We start from the raw sequence: 17,802 nt of genomic DNA, 5'->3' as shown, positions 1-17,802 counted from the left end.
GAACACGTTCTAGGTTGGCGGCCATGCAGACCAGAGCCGCCGTCGTCGAGGCCAAGGGGCAGCCGTTCACCATCGCGGAGGTGGAGCTCGACGAGCCGCGCGAGGACGAGGTGCTGGTGCGGGTCGTGGCCACCGGGCTGTGCCACACCGACCTCACGATGGGCAGCTTCCTGCCCGAGGAGATGTTCCCCCACGTCTTCGGCCACGAAGGCGCCGGCGTCGTGGAGCGGGTCGGCGCCGCGGTCCGCGGGCTGGCGGAGGGCGACCACGTCGTCATGAGCTTCCGCTCCTGCCGGGAGTGCGCGAGGTGCCGGGCCGGGATGGTCGGCTACTGCGACCAGAGCCTGCTGCTCAACTACATGGGCATGCGGATGGACGGGAGCACGTCGCTGAACCGTGGCGGGAGCCCGGTGTTCGGCAGCTTCTTCGGGCAGTCCAGCCTCGCCGAGCATGCGCTGGCCTACGCCGACAACTGTGTGAAGGTCGATCCCGCCCTCGACCTGGAGCTGGTGGCGCCCTACGGCTGCGGCTTCCAGACCGGCGCCGGGACGGTGCTCAACGTCCTGCGACCCGGTCCCGAGGACAGCCTGGTCGTCCACGGCGTCGGCGCGGTCGGGCTGGCCGCCGTCGCCGCGGCCGCCGCGGAACGGGTCGGGTCGATCATCGCCGTCGACCCGCTCGAGAGTCGCCGCGCGGTCGCCGAGAAGCTCGGCGCCACCACCACCCTCGACCCGGTGACGACCGACGACGTCGTGGACCGGCTCAAGGAGCTCACCGGCGGCGGTGCGACGTACGCCGTCGACACCACCGCCATCCCTGCCGTGGTCAAGCAGGCCCAGCAGGCGCTGGCCGCCCGCGGCACGCTGGTGGCGCTGGGTCTGGGCGCGGAGGAGTACGCCGTCGACGCCATCGACCTGCTGCAGGGAGGCAAGACCGTGCGGTCCTCGATCGAGGGCGACTCGGATCCGCAGGAGATGGTGCCGCGGCTGCTCGCGATGCGCTCCGCGGGCACCTTCCCGATGGACGACCTGGTCACGACCTACCCGGCCGCGGAGATCGACCGGGCGGTCGCCGACGTGACCGGCGGGAGCGTGGTCAAGCCCGTGCTCGTGTGGTGATCACGAGGTTCGCCATGTCGACGACCGGCTCGTAGCCGATCGCGGCATAGATCTTGTTCGAGGTCGGGTTGGCCTGGTCGGTGAACAGGCAGACCCGCAGCCCCGAGTCGCGGAGCACCCGCGAGACGTGCGCGGTGAGCATGCTGGCGTACCCGTGCCCACGGTGGGCGCCCGGCGTGTAGACCGGGCCGACCCGGGTCACCCCGAAGCTCGGCGCGTTGAAGCCGACCAGGCTGACCGGCGTGCTGAGGCCGTCCTCCCAGAGCCAGATCCGGCCCTGGGCGATCCGGCCCGCGACGTCGTCCTCGTCGAACTGCTCGCTGCTCCCCTCGGGCTCCAGCCGGCCGGCCTGCCGGGCCGCGTCCGCGTGGAAGGCGCGGAACCACGACAGCGCCAGGGGCGTGTCGGCGGGCACGGCGACCCGCGCGAGGCCGTCGGGTGCGACCCTCGGCTCGACGAGCTTGTTCAGCACGTGCAGCCGGGTGTGCTCGTGCACGTGGACCCGGCGCCCGGTCCGCCGCGCCAGCTCGGCGGCGAGCGTGCGGGCCGCGGGCAGGGCACCGTTGACGGCGCTGACGTCCTCGCCGCGGTCCACCAGGGCGGCCGCCACCTGGCTGGCCGCGGCGTCCGGGATCGGCAGCACGTAGAGCGGGTAGGGCTTGAACGGCGCGGTCCGCATCACCACGCCCACCGGCTCACCGGAGCCCTCGTCGACGACGGTGAGCCACCACTGCGGGTGGTCGGGCGCCGGTTCGCCCCGCTCGAGCGCGTCGACCGCACTGGAGGTCACCGTGGCCACCACCGTGCCAAGGACCGGATCGGCCTCGAGCAGGCCGCCGGCCCGGCGCATGAGCTCGCGCGGGTCCTCGGTGAACTCCAGCGCCCAACTCACCCGAGGGACGTTAGTGGCACCCGCCAGACCGTCTCGTGCGTGGTCCCGCCGGCCGTGAGGACGGCCCGCACCCCGGCGTGCGGCGGCGGCCCGAACCGGTAGGCGTACGACGCGTCGGCGAAGCGGCCCAGCAGCGCCTCGACGCCGGCCGTGTGGTGGCCGTGGGCGGGCACCGACAGCTCCGCGGAGGCGGACTCCCCCGGCGCGCCGTCCTCCCGCAGCAGGGCCACCTCCAGGGTCGCCTCGACCGGCTCCGGGCCGTCGTTGGCCACGTGCACGTCGAGTCCGTTGAGCCCCTCGTCCACGATCCACACCGCGACCGGCTGGAGCGTGGGCGCCAGCGCCCGCGCGGCCGGCTTCGGCCTGCCCCGGTGGTCGAGGAGCCCCCATCCGGCGCCCGGGACGACGTCGCGCAGCCACAGGACGATGCCGCCGCCGCAGCCCGAGCCGGGCCGCCGCCACTCCCCGAACACCTCGGCCATCACCTCGCCGGTCACCCGCTGGGCGTCGGCCTGGGTCGCGTCCGGACCGTAGCGCTGCCAGAGGTAGTGCGCGCGCACGTCGGCGAAGTCCCAGTCGGCGCCGCTGTCCTTCGGAACGCCGCCACCGACCACCGGGTCGGTCAGGTTGCTGAACGCCAGGCACTCCGAGGCGAAGCCCACCCGGCTGTGCCGCACGTCCTGGAGGTCTCGCAGGTAGGCACCGACCCCGAAGTACTGCCCGACCCCCCGGTCGACCCGGGTGACCGGGTCCCCGCCGGACGGGGAGGAGTCGACCCAGACCGCGTCCAGCCCGGACTGCTCGACCAGCGGTCTCAGGAAGCCCGCCAGCTCACCGGCGTACCCGGTCGCGGGGCTGACGCCGAACATCGCCGCCTGCTGCTCGTGCTCGGCCGAGCCGCACACGACGACCGTCGACGGGTGGCCGAGCAGCCGGCGGCTCTGGTCGCGCACCTCGTCGGCCGCCGTGGCCGCGAACGCCTCGTCGGCCAGGGGGTAGTCGAGGGTCGCGAACATCAGGTCCTGCCAGACCAGCAGCCCGAGCGCGTCACAGCGGGAGTGGAACTCCTCCGACTCGTACGCCGCGATCCCGGGCACCCGGACCAGGTTCAGGCCCAGCGCGACGGCCTCGTCGAGCGCGGCCAGGTCCCCGGGGGTCCAGACCGCGCCCCGGCAGAAGACCCGCACTCCGTTGACCCACAGGTCGAGCGAGTCCTCCGACCGGTTCTCGATGGTGCGGAAGCCGACCCTGCCGACGGTCTCACCGTCGACGACCACGTCGTGCAGGCGCGGGGTGCCGTGCGTGTGCGGCCACCAGAGCTCCACGTCGGGGAGCTCCACGCGCTCGCGACCGTCGACCTCGACGACACCGGTCGTGCCGTCGAGCCACGCGCGCAGCACCGGGCGCGGCCGCTCCCCGGTCACGAGCACCACCGGACGGTAGGGCCCGACCACCGGCGGCCCGGGCGAGAAACCCGGCGCCCGGCCGAGCAGCTGGGTGCGCACCCAGCGCAGCCGGGCGTCCTCGACCAGCCTGGTCCGCCAGCGCTGCCGCGGCTTCGACGGCACCGCGTCGAGCAGCTCGGTGAGGGGGTGCACGACGATGCGCACCTCGTGCTCGCCGGCGCCGAGCCCGCTGAGGGCCACCACCTGCCGCTCGAACATCGACCGGCCCGACGCCACGGACATCCCGTCGACCAGGAGCTCCCAGACCGTGGCGATCCCGTCGACCTCGAGCGCGGCCGGTGCGTCGTCGTGGAGGACGATCCGGGCGACGTACTCGTGGCGGACCTCGTCGGCGTCTTCCCCCGGCTCGGGCGTGAGCCTCTCGAACTCGAGGACCGTGCGCACCGCCCTAGGAAACCAGAGCCCCGCCCCGTCCTCGGTTTGCACCGCCTTCAGCAACCTGGCTGACGAATTGCCGTGCAGTCGTGGCGCCTCAGCCGACCAGGGAGTCGAGCTCCGCGACCGCGGCGTCGTAGGCCTCGGCCATCGGCTGGACCACGCCGGCGACGTCGAAGGCACGCTGCCGGGCCAGCCGGAAGAGCAGCATCTTCGAGCCGCCGACCACGTCGTCGAGCCGGGCCGCCGCCTTCTCGCCCTCGGGGCCGAACAGCCAGCGCACGTGGCCGGCCAGCAGCTCCATGGACGCACCGACCATTCGGGGGTTGTGGAAGGCGTAGGCGTTGTAGTCGGCGCTCGACCCCTCGATCAGCGCCGGGAGGTCGGTCGCGAGCTGGGCGCAGAAGCGGGCGAACGGGTTGTCCGCCGGGCGCCGGGCCAGGTGTCCGGCCAGCAGCTCCCGCGCCACCGCGCTGAGCGAGTCACCCGTCGGGACCGGGCCCGCGTCGAGCCGGAGCAGCTCGACGTAGGTCGGCAGGTGCCCGTCACCGGAGTAGGTCGCGAACAGCTTCTCGTAGTCCTCGCCGGACAGCTCGTGGTAGCCGGCGTTGTGGAAGTACCGCAGCACCCTGGCGTCCTCGTCGATCGACTCGGCGATGATCGTCGACTTCACGTGCTCGCTGCGGTACGCCGTGGCGGCCACGTCGGGCAGGTAGAACGAGTCCACCTCGGGCATCACGGTCTGGCCGGCCGCCAGCCGGGTCGCGACCAGGGTCGGGAACCCGCGGTAGGGCTGCACCTCGTGCACGTCGATGCCGTAGAGCCGGAACAGGTCGTCGGGGGTCGGCTTGAAGAACGTCCACTGGTCGAGCTCGAAGTCGACGGCCACCGTGCCGCCCATCATCGCCTCCGCCTCGAGTCCCGCGGCGTGCACCAGCTCGACCAGGCAGTCGACGTAGCAGTTGGTCTCGGAGTAGGTGCGGTCCTCGCCGTGGATCGGGTGCGCGGAGTACGTCGCGGGGTCGAGCCCGAACAGCGAGACGAGGCTCACGGCGTGGTCTCCTGGCCGGACGGCTGACTGGACGACAGGGGCAGGTGGCGACCGAGGAACGCGCTGGCCCGGTCGTGGCACACCAGCTGGGCACCCCGGGTGAGCAGCGAGTGGTCGACGGTCGCGTCGGAGGAGAAGCGGAACCGCGGGCTGCGCCGCATCCGCCACAGCAGCGGGCGCAGCGCGTAGACCTCGGTGAAGTGCTGGGCGTCGTCGGGACAGGCGACCACCTCGACCGCCGTACCCCGGCGCAGGACCCGCCACAGCACGAGCAGCGGGGCGTGCCAGACCGCGGCCTCGCGGTAGATCCGCCAGAGGCCTCCGGCCAGGATCCGGTGCCGTCGCGCGAGCCGGGCGAACGGCTTGTTCGGCACGATGGCGGCGCGGCGGCGGTCGGTGTGGATGGCGGTGCCCTTGGCGGCGGGGTAGAGCGTGACCCGGGGGTTGATGGCGAACACCGCGTCCACGTGCTCCCACATCGCGGCCTCGAACGCCGAGTAGGCGCCCGAGCAGAGCCCGACGATGCCCACCCGGGAGCCGTCGGCGGCCAGCTCGGTGACCACGTGGCGCATGTCGTCGATCCACTCCGGCGCGAAGGCGCGGTCGTCCTCGCGGCCCGCGGGCGTCGGGCTGTCCCCGACCCCGCTCTGGTCGATGCGCACCACCCGGTAGCCCGCCGCAGCCCACCCGCGCGCCCACTCGACCCAGCGCCGGCCGGGCCCGATGCGGTGCTCGGCGGCCACGTTGACCAGGACCACCCACGGCACCGGGGCGAGAAGGCTGCGGTCGGCGAGGTCGGTCGGCTCGTCGACCAGCCCGACGATGCCGTCCGGGCCGAACCGGGTGAGCCGCTCGCGCACCGGGTCCGACCCGCGGGGGCCGGCGCCCACCAGCACCGCGTGCTCGGCGTCGGGCGCCTTGACCGGCACCGCGGGCTGGTCGCCGAGGCCGGCTCCGAGCCAGGTCACCACCTGCCGCAGGCTCTCGGCCGGCACCACGCTCAGCTCGGGGGGTACGTCGAGCAGCTGGCCCTGGCCGGCCGCCGGGCCGGTCTCGAGCCGGGGTCCCTCCTGCTCGAGCCTGTCGACGATGCCCGGCGGCACCGGACGGTCGACGCGGGTGAGGAGGAGCACCCGGTCGGCCAGGGGCCGGCCCGCCGGAAGCTTCGCGATGTCGAGGGTGCGCATCGCCCGAGCGGTGTCGGCGTCGTACTGGAAGCCCGGCGTGTGCCGCCACTGGTCGTCGGGCCGCTCCCGGCCGGTCTCACCGAAGCCGTAGAGCGCCTCGCCCTCGCGGAGGAACGTGCGGCCGGAGAGGCACGGGTCCCACAGCACCAGCGACGAGAACGGCTGGTCGGCCGAGCGTACGGCGGCGAGCGTCGCGCCCAGCCGCATCCCCACCGCGGCCACGCTCGGAGCACCGAGGTCGAGGAGGTGTTGCCGGGCCGCCTCGATGCTGGCCAGCCAGGCCGACACCCGGTCGGGGTCGTCCTGGAGCCCGGCGGAGTCACCGGTGCCGTCGTAGTCGAACCGCAGCGCGACGATGCCGGCCTCCGCGAGCTCCTCGGCCAGCCGCCGGAACGTCCGGTGCGCCGCGCGGCCCTCCTCCCCCATCGGTGGGCAGAGCAACACCCCGCCCCGCGCCAGCCCCCCGGCGGGACGGGAGACCCACCCGAACAGCGGGCGCGACTCGGGCCCGAACCACACCTGGGTGTGCTCCGGTGCCTCGTGCATCGTGGAGTGCTGGCCCATCGGTCTCGATCGCGCTAGAGCGACAGCGCCGACCGCACCTCCCCGGGCCAGTCGTCCGGCTGCATCCCGTGGACCGCGAACAGCGCGAGGGTCACCCGGTCGAGGCCGAAGCCGACGCACGCGCTGTGCGCCGGCGCCCCGTCGGCGAGGTGCAGGCCGAAGGTCTGGCCGAAGTGGTCCTCGTGGTAGTTGGAGGAGGCGATCGCGGTGGGCCTGACCTCGGTGAGGTCGACGCACATCTCGTACTTCAGCTGGGCGTCGAGCTGGTTGACGGCGAGCATCGTGCCGACCCGTCCGAAGAACGGGTCGTTGGCCGCCTCGGCCCGGACCGGGAGCCCCAGCTCGGCGAGCGCGGACAGGCCCCGCTCCAGCCACTCGTCGCGGTGGGCGAGTGCCTGCTCCGGGGTGCCGATCCGCACGAACTCGTACATGCGGAACACCTGCATCCGGGCCGGGTCCAGGCTCGGCTCGTGCCGGAAGGACCAACCGCTGCACTCCTCGTCCAGCCCCTCGGCCGGGACGTCGTGCGGCAGCGTGCCGTAGAGCGGGTGGCAGACCGACGACGGCAGCATGACCTCCGCCGGCGTGAGATGCGCGGTCCAGTCGCCGCCCTCGTCGAGGACCTCCAGCAGCGCCCGGTGCTCCCGGTCGCCGCCGGTGAAGACGTCGATCGAGCCCACGAGGTCGGGGAAGGACCGGACGTAGTCGGTGCGCAGGAACTCCTCGCGCGGCATCACGGGCGGGAACCAGCGCCGCGGCGCGTTGGTCGCGACCCGCTTGGCCATCACGTGCGCCTCGACGCCGCGCAGCACCCGCTCCCAGTCCCACGACCGGTGGTGGACGCCGTCGACCGCGGTCAGGTGCAGCACGCCCGCGTCGACCAGCGCCTGCCGCAGGTCGTCTGGGGTGGCGTACGGCGCCCGGGCGCCGGCCTCCGTCTGGTCCGGCCGGGCGGTCATGACTCGCGCTGCACCAGCGCGAGCTGGGCGGTGTTTGCGGCGATCCGGTCGTTGTTGACCATGACGGCCGCTCCGTGGGCGTCGCGCAGGATGCGGCCCAGGGAGTACTCGGTGTCCTCGCGGTAGCCCTGGATGCCGCAGATCAGCAGCGCCTGGTTGACCACGTCGACGACCTCGGTCGACGCGGAGATCTTGAGCGTGTTGATGGCGACCATGAAGTCGACGGCGCTGGTCGCCTCGGCATCGTCAATGATCGACAGGTAACGGGTCATCAGGGAGTCGACGGTGGCCGCGAACTCCTGGCGGGTCACCATCAGCGCGGCCAGCCGGGCCGCACCGGGCGGGACGGTGCCGGGGTCCTTGCGGGCGGCGTTCTGGACGAAGCGCTGAGCCCGCCACGAGGCCTCCTCGGCGAGGCCGAGCCAGAGCGAGGACCACAGCAGGTGCGCGGTCGGCAGCATGGTCTGGGCCGAGATGTCGCCGAACGGGTCGTCGAGGATCAGCGCGGCGTCGCCGGTGGCCCGCATCGTGAAGCCGAGCGAGCACGTGCCGCGGAAGCCCATCGTGTCCCAGCCGCTGAGCGGCTCGAGCGTCACCGCGCCGGCCTCGCAGACCACGAGGACCTGGTCGCCGGCCGGGCTGGCGGCGTTGCGGCGAGCCGTGGTGAAGATGGAGTCGGCGTACTGGCCGTAGGAGATGACCGGCGCCTGCTTGGTCAGGGTGAAGCCGCCGGTTGGGTCGTCGGGGTCGCGCTCGACGAAGCAGGAGGAGCTGCGGGTGTTGCCGCCGATCCCGATCTCGGTGGTGGCCGAGGCGAGCAGCAGCTGCTCCGCGGCGACCCGCCGGGCGTAGTCGCGCAGCGCCTCCGAGCGGCCGTGCCGGACCAGGCAGGCCACCTGGATGTGGTGCATCGCCAGGATCATCGCCGAGGAGGCGCAGTAGCGGGCGACCGTGCGGACCACCTCCGCGGCGGTCCGCAGGTCGTGGCCGAGGCCACCGAGCTCGGTCGGCACCAGGGCGCCGAGCAGCCCCTCGGCGCGGAACGCGTCGATCGTCTCCTTCGGGAACCGGGCCTGCACGTCCACGTCCGCGGCGTGGACCGCCGCGGTCTCGCGCCCGATGCGATGGCCGAGGGCGGCCGCCTCGGCCGGCGTCATCGAGCCGGCCATCAGGCGCTCGCCACCGAGGCGTCGTCGATCCCGAGCTCCGCGAGCGCGTCCCGGATGCTGGCCACGGATGCGAAGGTGCTCTTCTTGAGCATCTGCTGCGGGAACTCGAGGTCCCACTCGTCCTCGCAGGCCAGCATCACGGTGACGGACGCGTGCGAGGTCATCCCGGCGGCGTAGAGGTCGTCGGTGTCGGACAGGGACGCGACGTCGACCCCGAGGCGTGCGTGCTCCCCGAGGAGCACGCGGATGGTGTCGGCGACTGACTGGCTCATGCGTCTTCTCTCGTATCGGTGAGTGCGACGGCGACCGCGAGCGCGTGGTCGCCGGAGTGGCTCAGGCTGACGTCGATCGGTCCGAGGCCCGCCTGCTCGGCCAGTGTGGCCGCCAGCCCCGACAGTCTCACGACCGGCCGGCCGTCCTGCTGGGTGATCTCGACGCTGCGGGGGTCGACGCCGTCGGCGGAGCCGATCACCTTGAGCACGGCCTCCTTGGCCGCGAACCGGGCGGCCAGCGAGGCGGCGCCACCGGTGCGGTACGTCGCCTGCTCGGCGGCGGTGTAGACGCGGTCGAGGTAGCGGTCGCCGAAGTCGCGGATCGCGTCGCTGACGTCGTCGATCCGCTGCAGGTCGCACCCCGTCCGAGCCCGGGGCGCCGTTGCCGGTGCCCGCATGGGTGTTCCAACCCCCGATCTGGCGCAGCCCCATGATGCGCTCGGGAAATGCTAACCGTGCAGGTCACTGCCGTATCCGGTTTTCCCGCTAGCCGCACCGACTCCTAGGCTTTGCCCATGACCGAGACCCACCAGCAGGCACCGGAGACGTCGACGGCCCCGCACGCCGTCGTCGTACCCGACAAGCCTGCCCTGGAGGGTCTCGAGGACAAGTGGGTCGCCCAGTGGGACGCGGACCAGACCTACGCCTTCGACCGGTCCCGGCCGCGCGAGGAGGTCTACTCGATCGACACGCCGCCGCCCACGGTGAGCGGGTCGCTGCACGTCGGCCACGTCTTCTCCTACACCCACACCGACCTGATCGCGCGCTTCCAGCGGATGCGGGGCAAGGCCGTCTTCTACCCGATGGGGTGGGACGACAACGGCCTGCCGACCGAGCGCCGGGTCCAGAACTACTACGGCGTCCGCTGCGACCCGTCGCTGCCCTACGAGCCGGACCTCACCCCGCCGGAGAACCCCGACCCGAGGCGGCAGGTCCCGGTCAGCCGGCCCAACTTCATCGAGCTCTGCGAGGAGCTCGTCGTGGAGGACGAGAAGGTCTTCGAGCAGGTCTGGCGCAAGCTCGGACTCTCGGTGGACTGGAAGCAGACCTACACCACCGCCGGCAGCCACGCCCGCGAGATCAGCCAGCGCGCGTTCCTGCGCAACCTCGCCCGGGGCGAGGCCTACCTCGCCGAGGCACCGACGGTCTGGGACGTCACCGACCGCACCGCGGTCGCGCAGGCCGAGATCGAGGCCCGCGAATACCCGGGCGCCTACCACCGGGTCGCCTACCACCGCCCGGACGGCACGCCGGTCCACGTCGAGACCACCCGTCCCGAGCTGATCGTCTCGGCGGTCGCGCTGATCGCCCACCCCGACGACGAGCGCTACCAGCCGCTGTTCGGCACCACCGTCACGAGCCCGGTGTTCGGGGTCGAGATCCCCGTCGTCGCCCACCACCTGGCCGAGATGGACAAAGGTGCGGGCATCGCCATGTGCTGCACGTTCGGCGACCTCACCGACGTCCAGTGGTGGCGCGAGCTCGACCTCCCGATCCGCACCGTCATCGGCCGCGACGGCCGGCTCCAGCGCGAGACACCGGCCTGGCTGTCCGGGCAGGCGGCCACGGCGGCCTACGAGCGGCTGGCCGGCAAGACCGTCTTCTCGGCCCGCGAGGAGATGGTCACCTTGCTCCGCGAGGCCGGTGACCTCGACGGCGAGCCCAAGCCGACCACCCGCATGGCCAACTTCTACGAGCGGGGCGACAAGCCGCTCGAGATCGTCGCCACCCGGCAGTGGTACATCCGCAACGGAGGCCGCGACGAGGACGTGCGCGCCCAGATGCTCGCGCACGGCAACGAGATCACCTGGCTGCCGGCGCACATGAAGGTGCGCTTCGACAACTGGGTCTCCGGCCTCACCGGCGACTGGCTGATCTCGCGGCAGCGGTTCTTCGGCATCCCGTTCCCGGTCTGGTACCCCCTCGACGCCGACGGCGAGCCCGACCACGCCCACCCGCTGCTGGCCGGCGAGGCCGAGCTGCCCGTCGACCCGTCGACCGACACTCCTCGCGGCTACACCGAGGACCAGCGTGGCAAGCCGAACGGCTTCATCGGCGACCCCGACGTCATGGACACCTGGGCGACGTCCTCGCTGACCCCCCAGATCGCCGGGGGCTGGAGCGTCGACGACGACCTGTTCGGGCGGGTCTTCCCGATGGACCTGTGCACCCAGGCCCACGAGATCATCCGGACCTGGCTGTTCTCGCGCGTGGTGCGCGCCCACTACGAGAACCACGCCACCCCGTGGACCCACGCGATGCTGTCGGGCTGGATCCTCGACCCCGACCGCAAGAAGATGTCGAAGTCCAAGGGCAACGTCGTGGTCCCGACCGAGATCCTCGACAAGTACGGCTCCGACGCCGTCCGCTGGCGTGCCGCGACGGTGCGGCCCGGCATGGACTCGCCGTTCGACGAGACCCAGATGAAGGTCGGCCGCCGGCTGGCGATGAAGGTGCTCAACGCCTCCAAGTTCGTCCTCGGCGGGGTGGGCGCGACCGCGCTCAACGCCTTCGAGGTCTCCGAGCCCGTCGACTGCGCCCTGCTGGGCAGGCTGGCCACGGTCATCACCGAGGCGACCGACGCGTTCGAGGCCTACGACTACACCGCCGCGCTCGAGGTCACCGAGCGGTTCTTCTGGGAGTTCTGCGACGACTACCTCGAGCTGGTCAAGGAGCGCGCCTACGACCCGGACGGCGGCCAGGGCACCGTGTCCGCGCGCGCGACGCTCGCGCTCGCGCTCCAGGTCCAGCTCCGGCTGCTGGCGCCGTTCCTGCCCTATGTGACCGAGGAGGTCTGGTCGTGGTGGCAGGAGGGCTCGATCCACCGGGCCGCCTGGCCGACCGGGACCGACCTCGGCGCCGCGGCCGCGGCCGACGCATCCACGCTGGAGGCGGTCTCGGCCGCCCTGATCGGCATCCGCGGCGCCAAGTCACAGGCCAAGGTCTCCATGCGCCACGAGCTGACCAAGGTCACGATCAGCGGCCCCGAGGCGACGGTCCGAGCCGCCGAGCTGGCCGCCGACGACCTGCGCAAGACCGGGCGGATCACCGGCGAGCTCACCTTCGGCGTCGACGAGTCGGCCACCGAGCTCAGCGTCGAGGCCGAGCTGGCGCCGGTCGCCGAGGGCTGAGCCCGGGTCAGGACGAGCCTTGCGGGGGTCCCCCGCAAGATCTACGTAGAAGCCCCTACCTGCCCGGGACGCGGCCGGGCGAGCCTCGTGGTGGACGAGATCCACACCACCACCACAAGGAGAAGCAATGCCGCTGTTCATGGACGTGCACGAGAAGGTCGAGGGGCTCACCGCCGAGGCCGTCGGCAACGCGCACAAGGCGGACCTCGCGGTCCAGGGCGCCTACGGCGTCGACTACAAGCAGTACTGGTTCGACGAGGGCACCGGCAAGGTGTTCTGCCTGGTCGACGCACCCGACGCCGAGACCGCGAGCCGGGTGCACCGGGAGGCCCACGGGCTCGTCGCCGACGAGCTCGTACAGGTCGAGGAAGGCCACTGATCGCCCCCATGGGGATCGTGGACGCTGCCGCCGGCCCGGACCGCGGACCATACTGCTCTGCCATGAGCACCGCGGCCGGGGCCGGCGGCAGCCGTTCCGCCAGCCGGCACCTCGTCGGACGCGACGAGGTGCTCGCCCGCCTCGAGGCGCTCGTCGAGCAGACCGTGGCCGGCCACCGGCTCGGGACCGTGCTCGTCGAAGGCCCGGCCGGCATCGGGAAGACGCGGGTCGTCACCGAGCTCGCGAGCCGGCTCGAGGCCCGTGGCGTCGCGGTCGTCGTCGGCCACTGCGTCGCCGAGGGCGAGCTGCTGCCCTACGCACCGGTCGCGGAGCTGCTCGCCGGGCTCGTCCGCCGTGAGGGCGCCGCGGCGGTCCAGCGGGCCGCCGGTCCCGCCGCTGCGGAGCTCGGCAGGCTGCTGCCCGCCCTCGGCGACCCGGGACCGGTCGAGCTCGACACCATGCGCTCGCCGCGACTGTTCCAGGCCCTCTCCTCCCTGCTCCAGAACCTCAGCTTCGAGCAGCCCCTGGTGGTCGTGGTCGAGGACGTGCACTGGGCGGACACCTCGACCCGCGAGCTCCTGGCGCTCCTGGCGCGGCAGCAGCAGGGCGACCTCGTGCTGCTGCTCACGCTGCGCACCGACGAGTCCCCCGCTCGGGCGGGACTGTCGCGCTACCTCGCCGAGCTGGTGCGCCGCGGCGACCACCGGGTCGTGCTCCAGCCACTGAGCCGGGAGCAGCAGGCGCACCAGATCAGCGACATCCTCGGCGTACCCCCGCACCGGCAGCTCCTCGACGACGTCTTCACGCGTGCGGAGGGCAACCCGTTCTTCGCCGAGGAGGTGCTGGCCCTGAGCCAGCAGGGAGACGAAGGGTTGCCGGCGACGGTGCGTGACCTGCTCGTGGCCCGGCTCGAGGCGCTCTCGCCGGCGACCCAGCAGGTCGTGCGCACCGCCAGCGTGGTCGGCCGGACCTCTCCGCACCGCCTGCTCGCCGCCGCCGTGGACCTGTCCGGCGAACGGCTCGACGACGCGCTACGCTCCGCCGTCGACGCGCACGTCCTGGAGGTCGAGGGCGACGCGCTGGCGTTCCGGCACGCGCTGCTGCAGGAGGCCGTGGCCGCGACGCTGCTGCCCGGTGAGGAGGCACGGACCCACCGGCGGATCGCCGAGGCGCTCGCCGCCGACCCCGCGCTGGCCGGCCCGGGCGCGCGGGTGGCGGGCCGGCTGGCCCGGCACTGGTCCGAGGCCGGGGACGCGAGTCGTGCGCTCTCCGCGTCCCTGGCCGCCGCCCAGGAGGCCGCCGAGGCGCTGGCCTTCGCGGAGTCGCTGGCCCACCACGAGCAGGCGCTCCGCCTCTTCGACGTGGTCCCGGATGCCGAGGAGCTCCTGGGCATGCCCCGGGTCGCGCTGCTCTCCTCGGCGGCCGGGGTGGCCCAGCTGGCCGGCCACCCCGAACGCGCCGTCGAGCTGGTCCGCGACGCGATCGCCCTCGTCGGTCCCGACGACGTCGAGCAGCTCGGCTGGCTGCACGAGCGGCTGGGCCGCTACCTCTGGCTCTCGGCCGACACCGGGCGGGCGCTCGAGGCCTACCGGCGCGGCGTCGAGCTGGTGCCCGAGGAGCCTGCGTCGCGGCGGCGGGCCGCCGTGCTCAGCGGGCTCTCCCAGATGCTGATGCTGTCCGGACGCTACGGGGAGTCCGAGCAGCTGGCCCGCGAGGCCATCACGGTGGCCGCGCAGATCCCCGACGGACGCACGGTCGAGGGACACGCGCGCAACAACCTGGGCGTGGACCTGGCCTCGACCGGCCGGCTCGAGGAGGGGGTCGCCGAGCTGCAGGCGGCACGCCGGATCGCGGAGGAGCAGTTCGACGACATCGACGACATCTCCCGCGCTCTCGTGAACCTCTACTCGGTCCTCTACTTCCACGGCCGGCTGGACGAGGCTGCCGACGTGGCGTTGGAGAACGTCCGCGTCACCGAGTCGTTGGGGCTGCAGCGTGGTCGGGGGGTGTGGGGCCGCTGCGACGCCGCGCAGGTGCTGCTCCTCCTGGCCCGGTGGGACGAGGCAGGCCAGCTCCTCGAGGACGCCCGGGAGCTGGGCCGCCAGGGGATCGACCTGTACCGGACCGACCTCGTCGAGGGCCAGCTGTGGCTTCGCCGCGGCGACGTCGCACGGGCGCAGGCCCTGCTGGAGAGCGCCGAGACCGCCGCTGGGCGGCTCATCGACCCCCACCTGCTCTCCCCTCTCTACGTCGGCCTCGTGCAGTCGGCCGTCGCCCGGGGGGACGACGAGTCGGCGAGCCGCTGGTCGGAGGAGGGGCTGCGCCGGCTCCAGCAGGTGCCGCACCCGGCGCACCTCGCGCCGCTGCTCGCGGCGGTCGCGACCGCGCACGTGCGCGCGGCACCGCCGCGACCCGACGCCGCCCGGGAGCTGCTGTCGACGGCGCGGGCCATGGTCGAGGAGTTCGCGGTGCGCGGCATCCTGGCCGAGGCCGAGGTCGTCACCGCGACCGCGGAGCTGTCCGGCGGTGTCGGACCCTGGCGCGCCGCGGCCGAGACGTGGGAACACGTGGGCGACCCGTTCCGCGCGGCGTACGCGCACCTGCGGCTCGCGGAAGAGCTGCTCGCCTCGACCGAGGGCCGGCCGGAGGCCGCCGAGCACCTGCGCACCGCGCTCACGACGGCTCGCCAGGTCGGGGCCCAGGGCCTGCTGCGGCAGGCCGAGGACCTCGGACGGCGCAGCCGGCTGCGGGTCGAGGCGGCGCCGGACAACCCCTACCGGCTCACCAGCCGGGAGGCCGAGGTGCTGCGGCTCGTCGCCGACGGGCTGACCGACCGGGCGATCGGGGGCCGGCTGTTCATCAGCCATCGCACCGTCGAGCGGCACGTGTCCAACCTGCTGTCCAAGCTGGACGTCGACCGGCGCTCGGAGCTCGTCGCCACCGCGCACCGCGAGGGGCTGCTGGACCCGGTGATGGGGTCACCGGATATCCGGTGACCGCTGAGCTTCTGTGCCGAGATCTCGGCACAGAAGCGGATGACTCGGCACAGAACCCTTGCGCTTGGCGGCCTGTGGATGACGGCCGCACGGACCCGGCTACCTGTCGCATCCTGAGTCCCGTGATGGTGACGCGGCCCCCCGGTGACCCGCGCCTGGCGCCGATAGTGCTCAGGCGGGAGCTGCTCGCCCAAGGCATGAACGACCGCGCCATCGCGCAGCTGGTGAGGGACGGCACCTTGCACCGGCTCCGGTACGGGTCGTACGTCGAGGCCGCTTCGTGGAAGGCCTGTGACCGTGTCGGACAGCACGGGCTGGTCGCACGGGCGGTCGTGAAGCGCGCCGGCTCCGACGTCGCCCTCTCGCACATCACCGCGCTCGGCGAGTGGGACGTACCCCTCTGGGACCTGCCCCTCGACATCGTTCACCTGACCCGGCTCGACCGGCGCGCCGGTCGGCGCGAGGCCGGAGTCATCCAGCACCTGGGTCACCTTCGAAGGGAGGACGTCGTCGTGCTCAACGGCGTCTCGTTGACCAGCCCCACCCGCACCGCCCTCGACTGCACGACCGTCATGGATGTGGAGCACGGCCTGGTCGTGGTCAACGACCTGCTGCATCGCAGGCTCACGACGATGGACGACCTGACCAAGGGCATGAGGTACATGACCTACTGGCCGGGGTCGCTTCCGCAGGCGCTCGTCCTGCAGCTCGCCGACAGTCGTTGTGGTGGCTCGGTGGGCGAGGGCCGCACGCTCAACCTCATCTTCAGGCAGGGGCTCCCCAGGCCGGTGCCGCAGTACCCGATCGAGGACGAGACGGGACGCATCGTGGCCTACGTCGACTTCGCCTGGCCGGAGCTGGGGGTCTTCCTCGAGTTCGACGGCCGGATCAAGTACCAGAAGCTGCTGAAGCCTGGCGAGTCGGTGACCGACGTCGTCCTCCGCGAACGCGACCGCGAGCGGCTGATCTGCACGCTCACCGGCTGGAGGTGCATCCGCATCGCCTGGTCCGACCTCGAGCGTCCGGAGACCACGGCCGCGCTGATCCGCGCCGAGCTCTTTCCCGACGGCATCGCCGGGTGAGCGGCGTGGGTTCTGTGCCGACCCATCCGGTTCTGTGCCGAGATCTCGCTACAGAAGCTCAGGGGTCACCGGATATCCGGGGACCCATCCAGAGGAAATCGGCCGCCGCCGCCAACCCGCGGCAGCGGCACCACGGAGCTAGGCGGACTTCTTCTTCTTGGCCTCGGACTCGCGCGGGACCAGGGTGGGGGCGATGTCGTCGACGACGACCTCGCGGGTGACGACGACCTTGGCGACGTCGCCGCGGGAGGGTACGTCGTACATCACGTGGAGGAGAACCTCCTCGATGATCGCGCGCAGGCCGCGGGCACCGGTGCCGCGCTCCATCGCCTTGTCGGCGATCGCCTTGACAGCGTCGTCGGTGAACTCCAGCTCGACACCGTCGAGCTCGAAGAGCTTCTGGTACTGCTTGACCAGCGCGTTGCGAGGCACGGTGAGGATCTGGACCAGCGCCTCCTGGTCGAGCTTGGTGACGCTCGCGATCAGCGGGAGGCGGCCGATGAACTCGGGGATGAGGCCGAACTTGGTGAGGTCCTCGGGACGCACCTGGGCGAGCAGGTCGTCGGCCTCGCGCTCCTCCTTGCCGCGGACCTCCGCGGTGAAGCCGAGCGTCTTCTTGCCGACCCGCTGCTCGATGATGTGCTCGAGGCCGGAGAAGGCACCACCCACGACGAAGAGGATGTTGGTGGTGTCGATCTGGATGAACTCCTGGTGGGGGTGCTTGCGGCCCCCCTGCGGCGGCACCGAGGCGGTGGTGCCCTCCAGGATCTTCAGCAGCGCCTGCTGCACGCCCTCGCCGGAGACGTCCCGGGTGATCGACGGGTTCTCGCTCTTGCGGGCGATCTTGTCGATCTCGTCGATGTAGATGATCCCGGTCTCGGCCCGCTTGACGTCGAAGTCGGCCGCCTGGATCAGCTTGAGCAGGATGTTCTCGACGTCCTCGCCGACGTACCCGGCCTCCGTCAACGCGGTGGCGTCGGCGACGGCGAACGGCACGTTGAGCAGCCGGGCCAGCGTCTGGGCGAGGTGCGTCTTGCCGCACCCGGTGGGACCGAGCAGCAGGATGTTCGACTTCTGCAGCTCGAGGTCGTTTTCGCCCTCGGACTGCATCATCTGCACGCGCTTGTAGTGGTTGTAGACCGCGACCGACAGCGTGCGCTT

The 17,802-nt window shown here is 72.6% G+C and carries 14 protein-coding genes; 5 read left to right on the top strand and 9 right to left on the bottom strand.

All coding sequences use genetic code 11. The features are described 5' to 3' along the window. Window positions 1–23 precede the first annotated feature (23 nt). Complete coding sequence (locus VFV89_RS22450; RefSeq protein ID WP_329708212.1) at window positions 24–1,118, top strand: NAD(P)-dependent alcohol dehydrogenase; 1,095 nt, start codon at window positions 24–26, stop codon at window positions 1,116–1,118. Here VFV89_RS22450 and VFV89_RS22445 read toward each other — a convergent pair. The 8 genes from VFV89_RS22445 to VFV89_RS22410 all read right to left on the bottom strand — a co-directional run bounded on the left by VFV89_RS22445 (window position 1,096) and on the right by VFV89_RS22410 (window position 9,451). Beyond that, window positions 1,096–2,010 (bottom strand): GNAT family N-acetyltransferase, encoded by a 915-nt coding sequence (locus VFV89_RS22445; RefSeq protein WP_329708211.1) that lies wholly within the window; start codon window positions 2,008–2,010, stop codon window positions 1,096–1,098. The two genes, VFV89_RS22450 and VFV89_RS22445, sit on opposite strands and share 23 nt — an antisense overlap. Then, entirely contained in the window at window positions 2,007–3,860 is a 1,854-nt protein-coding gene (locus VFV89_RS22440; protein ID WP_329708210.1) for a hypothetical protein, read from the bottom strand. The genes VFV89_RS22445 and VFV89_RS22440 overlap by 4 nt, the downstream gene beginning before the upstream one ends. Window positions 3,861–3,948: 88 nt before the next feature. Further along, window positions 3,949–4,902, bottom strand: a complete 954-nt coding sequence (locus VFV89_RS22435; protein ID WP_329708209.1) for a DUF1839 family protein — start codon at window positions 4,900–4,902, stop codon at window positions 3,949–3,951. After that, a complete protein-coding gene (locus VFV89_RS22430) occupies window positions 4,899–6,635 on the bottom strand; it encodes a hypothetical protein (RefSeq protein WP_329708208.1) in 1,737 nt (578 codons plus the stop codon). Before VFV89_RS22430 ends, VFV89_RS22435 begins: the two co-directional genes overlap by 4 nt. Window positions 6,636–6,667: 32 nt before the next feature. Beyond that, window positions 6,668–7,612, bottom strand: coding sequence for an amino acid--[acyl-carrier-protein] ligase (locus VFV89_RS22425; RefSeq protein WP_329708207.1), 945 nt, complete (start codon window positions 7,610–7,612; stop codon window positions 6,668–6,670). Then, window positions 7,609–8,781 (bottom strand): acyl-CoA dehydrogenase family protein, encoded by a 1,173-nt coding sequence (locus VFV89_RS22420; RefSeq protein WP_329708206.1) that lies wholly within the window; start codon window positions 8,779–8,781, stop codon window positions 7,609–7,611. Before VFV89_RS22420 ends, VFV89_RS22425 begins: the two co-directional genes overlap by 4 nt. Next, window positions 8,781–9,053 (bottom strand): acyl carrier protein, encoded by a 273-nt coding sequence (locus VFV89_RS22415; protein ID WP_329708205.1) that lies wholly within the window; start codon window positions 9,051–9,053, stop codon window positions 8,781–8,783. The genes VFV89_RS22420 and VFV89_RS22415 overlap by 1 nt, the downstream gene beginning before the upstream one ends. Beyond that, entirely contained in the window at window positions 9,050–9,451 is a 402-nt protein-coding gene (locus VFV89_RS22410; RefSeq protein WP_329708204.1) for a holo-ACP synthase, read from the bottom strand. The genes VFV89_RS22415 and VFV89_RS22410 overlap by 4 nt, the downstream gene beginning before the upstream one ends. A gap of 117 nt (window positions 9,452–9,568) precedes the next feature. On the opposite strand from VFV89_RS22410, the gene valS reads away from it, so the two are divergent. The 4 genes from valS to VFV89_RS22390 all read left to right on the top strand — a co-directional run bounded on the left by valS (window position 9,569) and on the right by VFV89_RS22390 (window position 16,641). After that, window positions 9,569–12,184 (top strand): valine--tRNA ligase, encoded by a 2,616-nt coding sequence (gene valS, locus VFV89_RS22405; RefSeq protein WP_329708203.1) that lies wholly within the window; start codon window positions 9,569–9,571, stop codon window positions 12,182–12,184. A 127-nt stretch (window positions 12,185–12,311) separates the two neighbouring features. Continuing rightward, entirely contained in the window at window positions 12,312–12,563 is a 252-nt protein-coding gene (locus VFV89_RS22400; protein WP_329708202.1) for a DUF4242 domain-containing protein, read from the top strand. 62 nt (window positions 12,564–12,625) lie between these two features. Further along, window positions 12,626–15,559, top strand: coding sequence for an ATP-binding protein (locus VFV89_RS22395; RefSeq protein ID WP_329708201.1), 2,934 nt, complete (start codon window positions 12,626–12,628; stop codon window positions 15,557–15,559). 125 nt (window positions 15,560–15,684) lie between these two features. Continuing rightward, complete coding sequence (locus VFV89_RS22390; RefSeq protein WP_329708200.1) at window positions 15,685–16,641, top strand: hypothetical protein; 957 nt, start codon at window positions 15,685–15,687, stop codon at window positions 16,639–16,641. A 138-nt stretch (window positions 16,642–16,779) separates the two neighbouring features. Here the strand turns inward: VFV89_RS22390 and clpX are convergent. Beyond that, a partial coding sequence (clpX, locus tag VFV89_RS22385; protein WP_329708199.1) for an ATP-dependent Clp protease ATP-binding subunit ClpX occupies window positions 16,780–17,802 on the bottom strand: 1,023 nt, incomplete at its 5' end.

Origin of the sequence: Nocardioides sp., assembly GCF_036274455.1 — a bacterium.
Taxonomy (GTDB): Bacteria; Actinomycetota; Actinomycetes; order Propionibacteriales; family Nocardioidaceae; genus Nocardioides.
Note: the sequence above shows the minus strand (reverse complement) of the source record. Positions and strands in the feature narration are given on the sequence as shown.

Excerpts from the sequence above, each read along its gene's own strand:
- VFV89_RS22450 (WP_329708212.1), top strand. The coding sequence starts at position 24 with ATGCAGACCAGAGCCGCCGTCGTCGAGGCCAAGGGGCAGCCGTTCACC.
- VFV89_RS22430 (WP_329708208.1), bottom strand. The coding sequence starts at position 6,635 with ATGCACGAGGCACCGGAGCACACCCAGGTGTGGTTCGGGCCCGAGTCG.
- VFV89_RS22425 (WP_329708207.1), bottom strand. The coding sequence starts at position 7,612 with ATGACCGCCCGGCCGGACCAGACGGAGGCCGGCGCCCGGGCGCCGTAC.
- VFV89_RS22420 (WP_329708206.1), bottom strand. The coding sequence starts at position 8,781 with ATGGCCGGCTCGATGACGCCGGCCGAGGCGGCCGCCCTCGGCCATCGC.
- VFV89_RS22415 (WP_329708205.1), bottom strand. The coding sequence starts at position 9,053 with ATGAGCCAGTCAGTCGCCGACACCATCCGCGTGCTCCTCGGGGAGCAC.
- VFV89_RS22410 (WP_329708204.1), bottom strand. The coding sequence starts at position 9,451 with ATGCGGGCACCGGCAACGGCGCCCCGGGCTCGGACGGGGTGCGACCTG.
- valS (WP_329708203.1), top strand. The coding sequence starts at position 9,569 with ATGACCGAGACCCACCAGCAGGCACCGGAGACGTCGACGGCCCCGCAC.
- VFV89_RS22400 (WP_329708202.1), top strand. The coding sequence starts at position 12,312 with ATGCCGCTGTTCATGGACGTGCACGAGAAGGTCGAGGGGCTCACCGCC.
- VFV89_RS22395 (WP_329708201.1), top strand. The coding sequence starts at position 12,626 with ATGAGCACCGCGGCCGGGGCCGGCGGCAGCCGTTCCGCCAGCCGGCAC.
- VFV89_RS22390 (WP_329708200.1), top strand. The coding sequence starts at position 15,685 with ATGGTGACGCGGCCCCCCGGTGACCCGCGCCTGGCGCCGATAGTGCTC.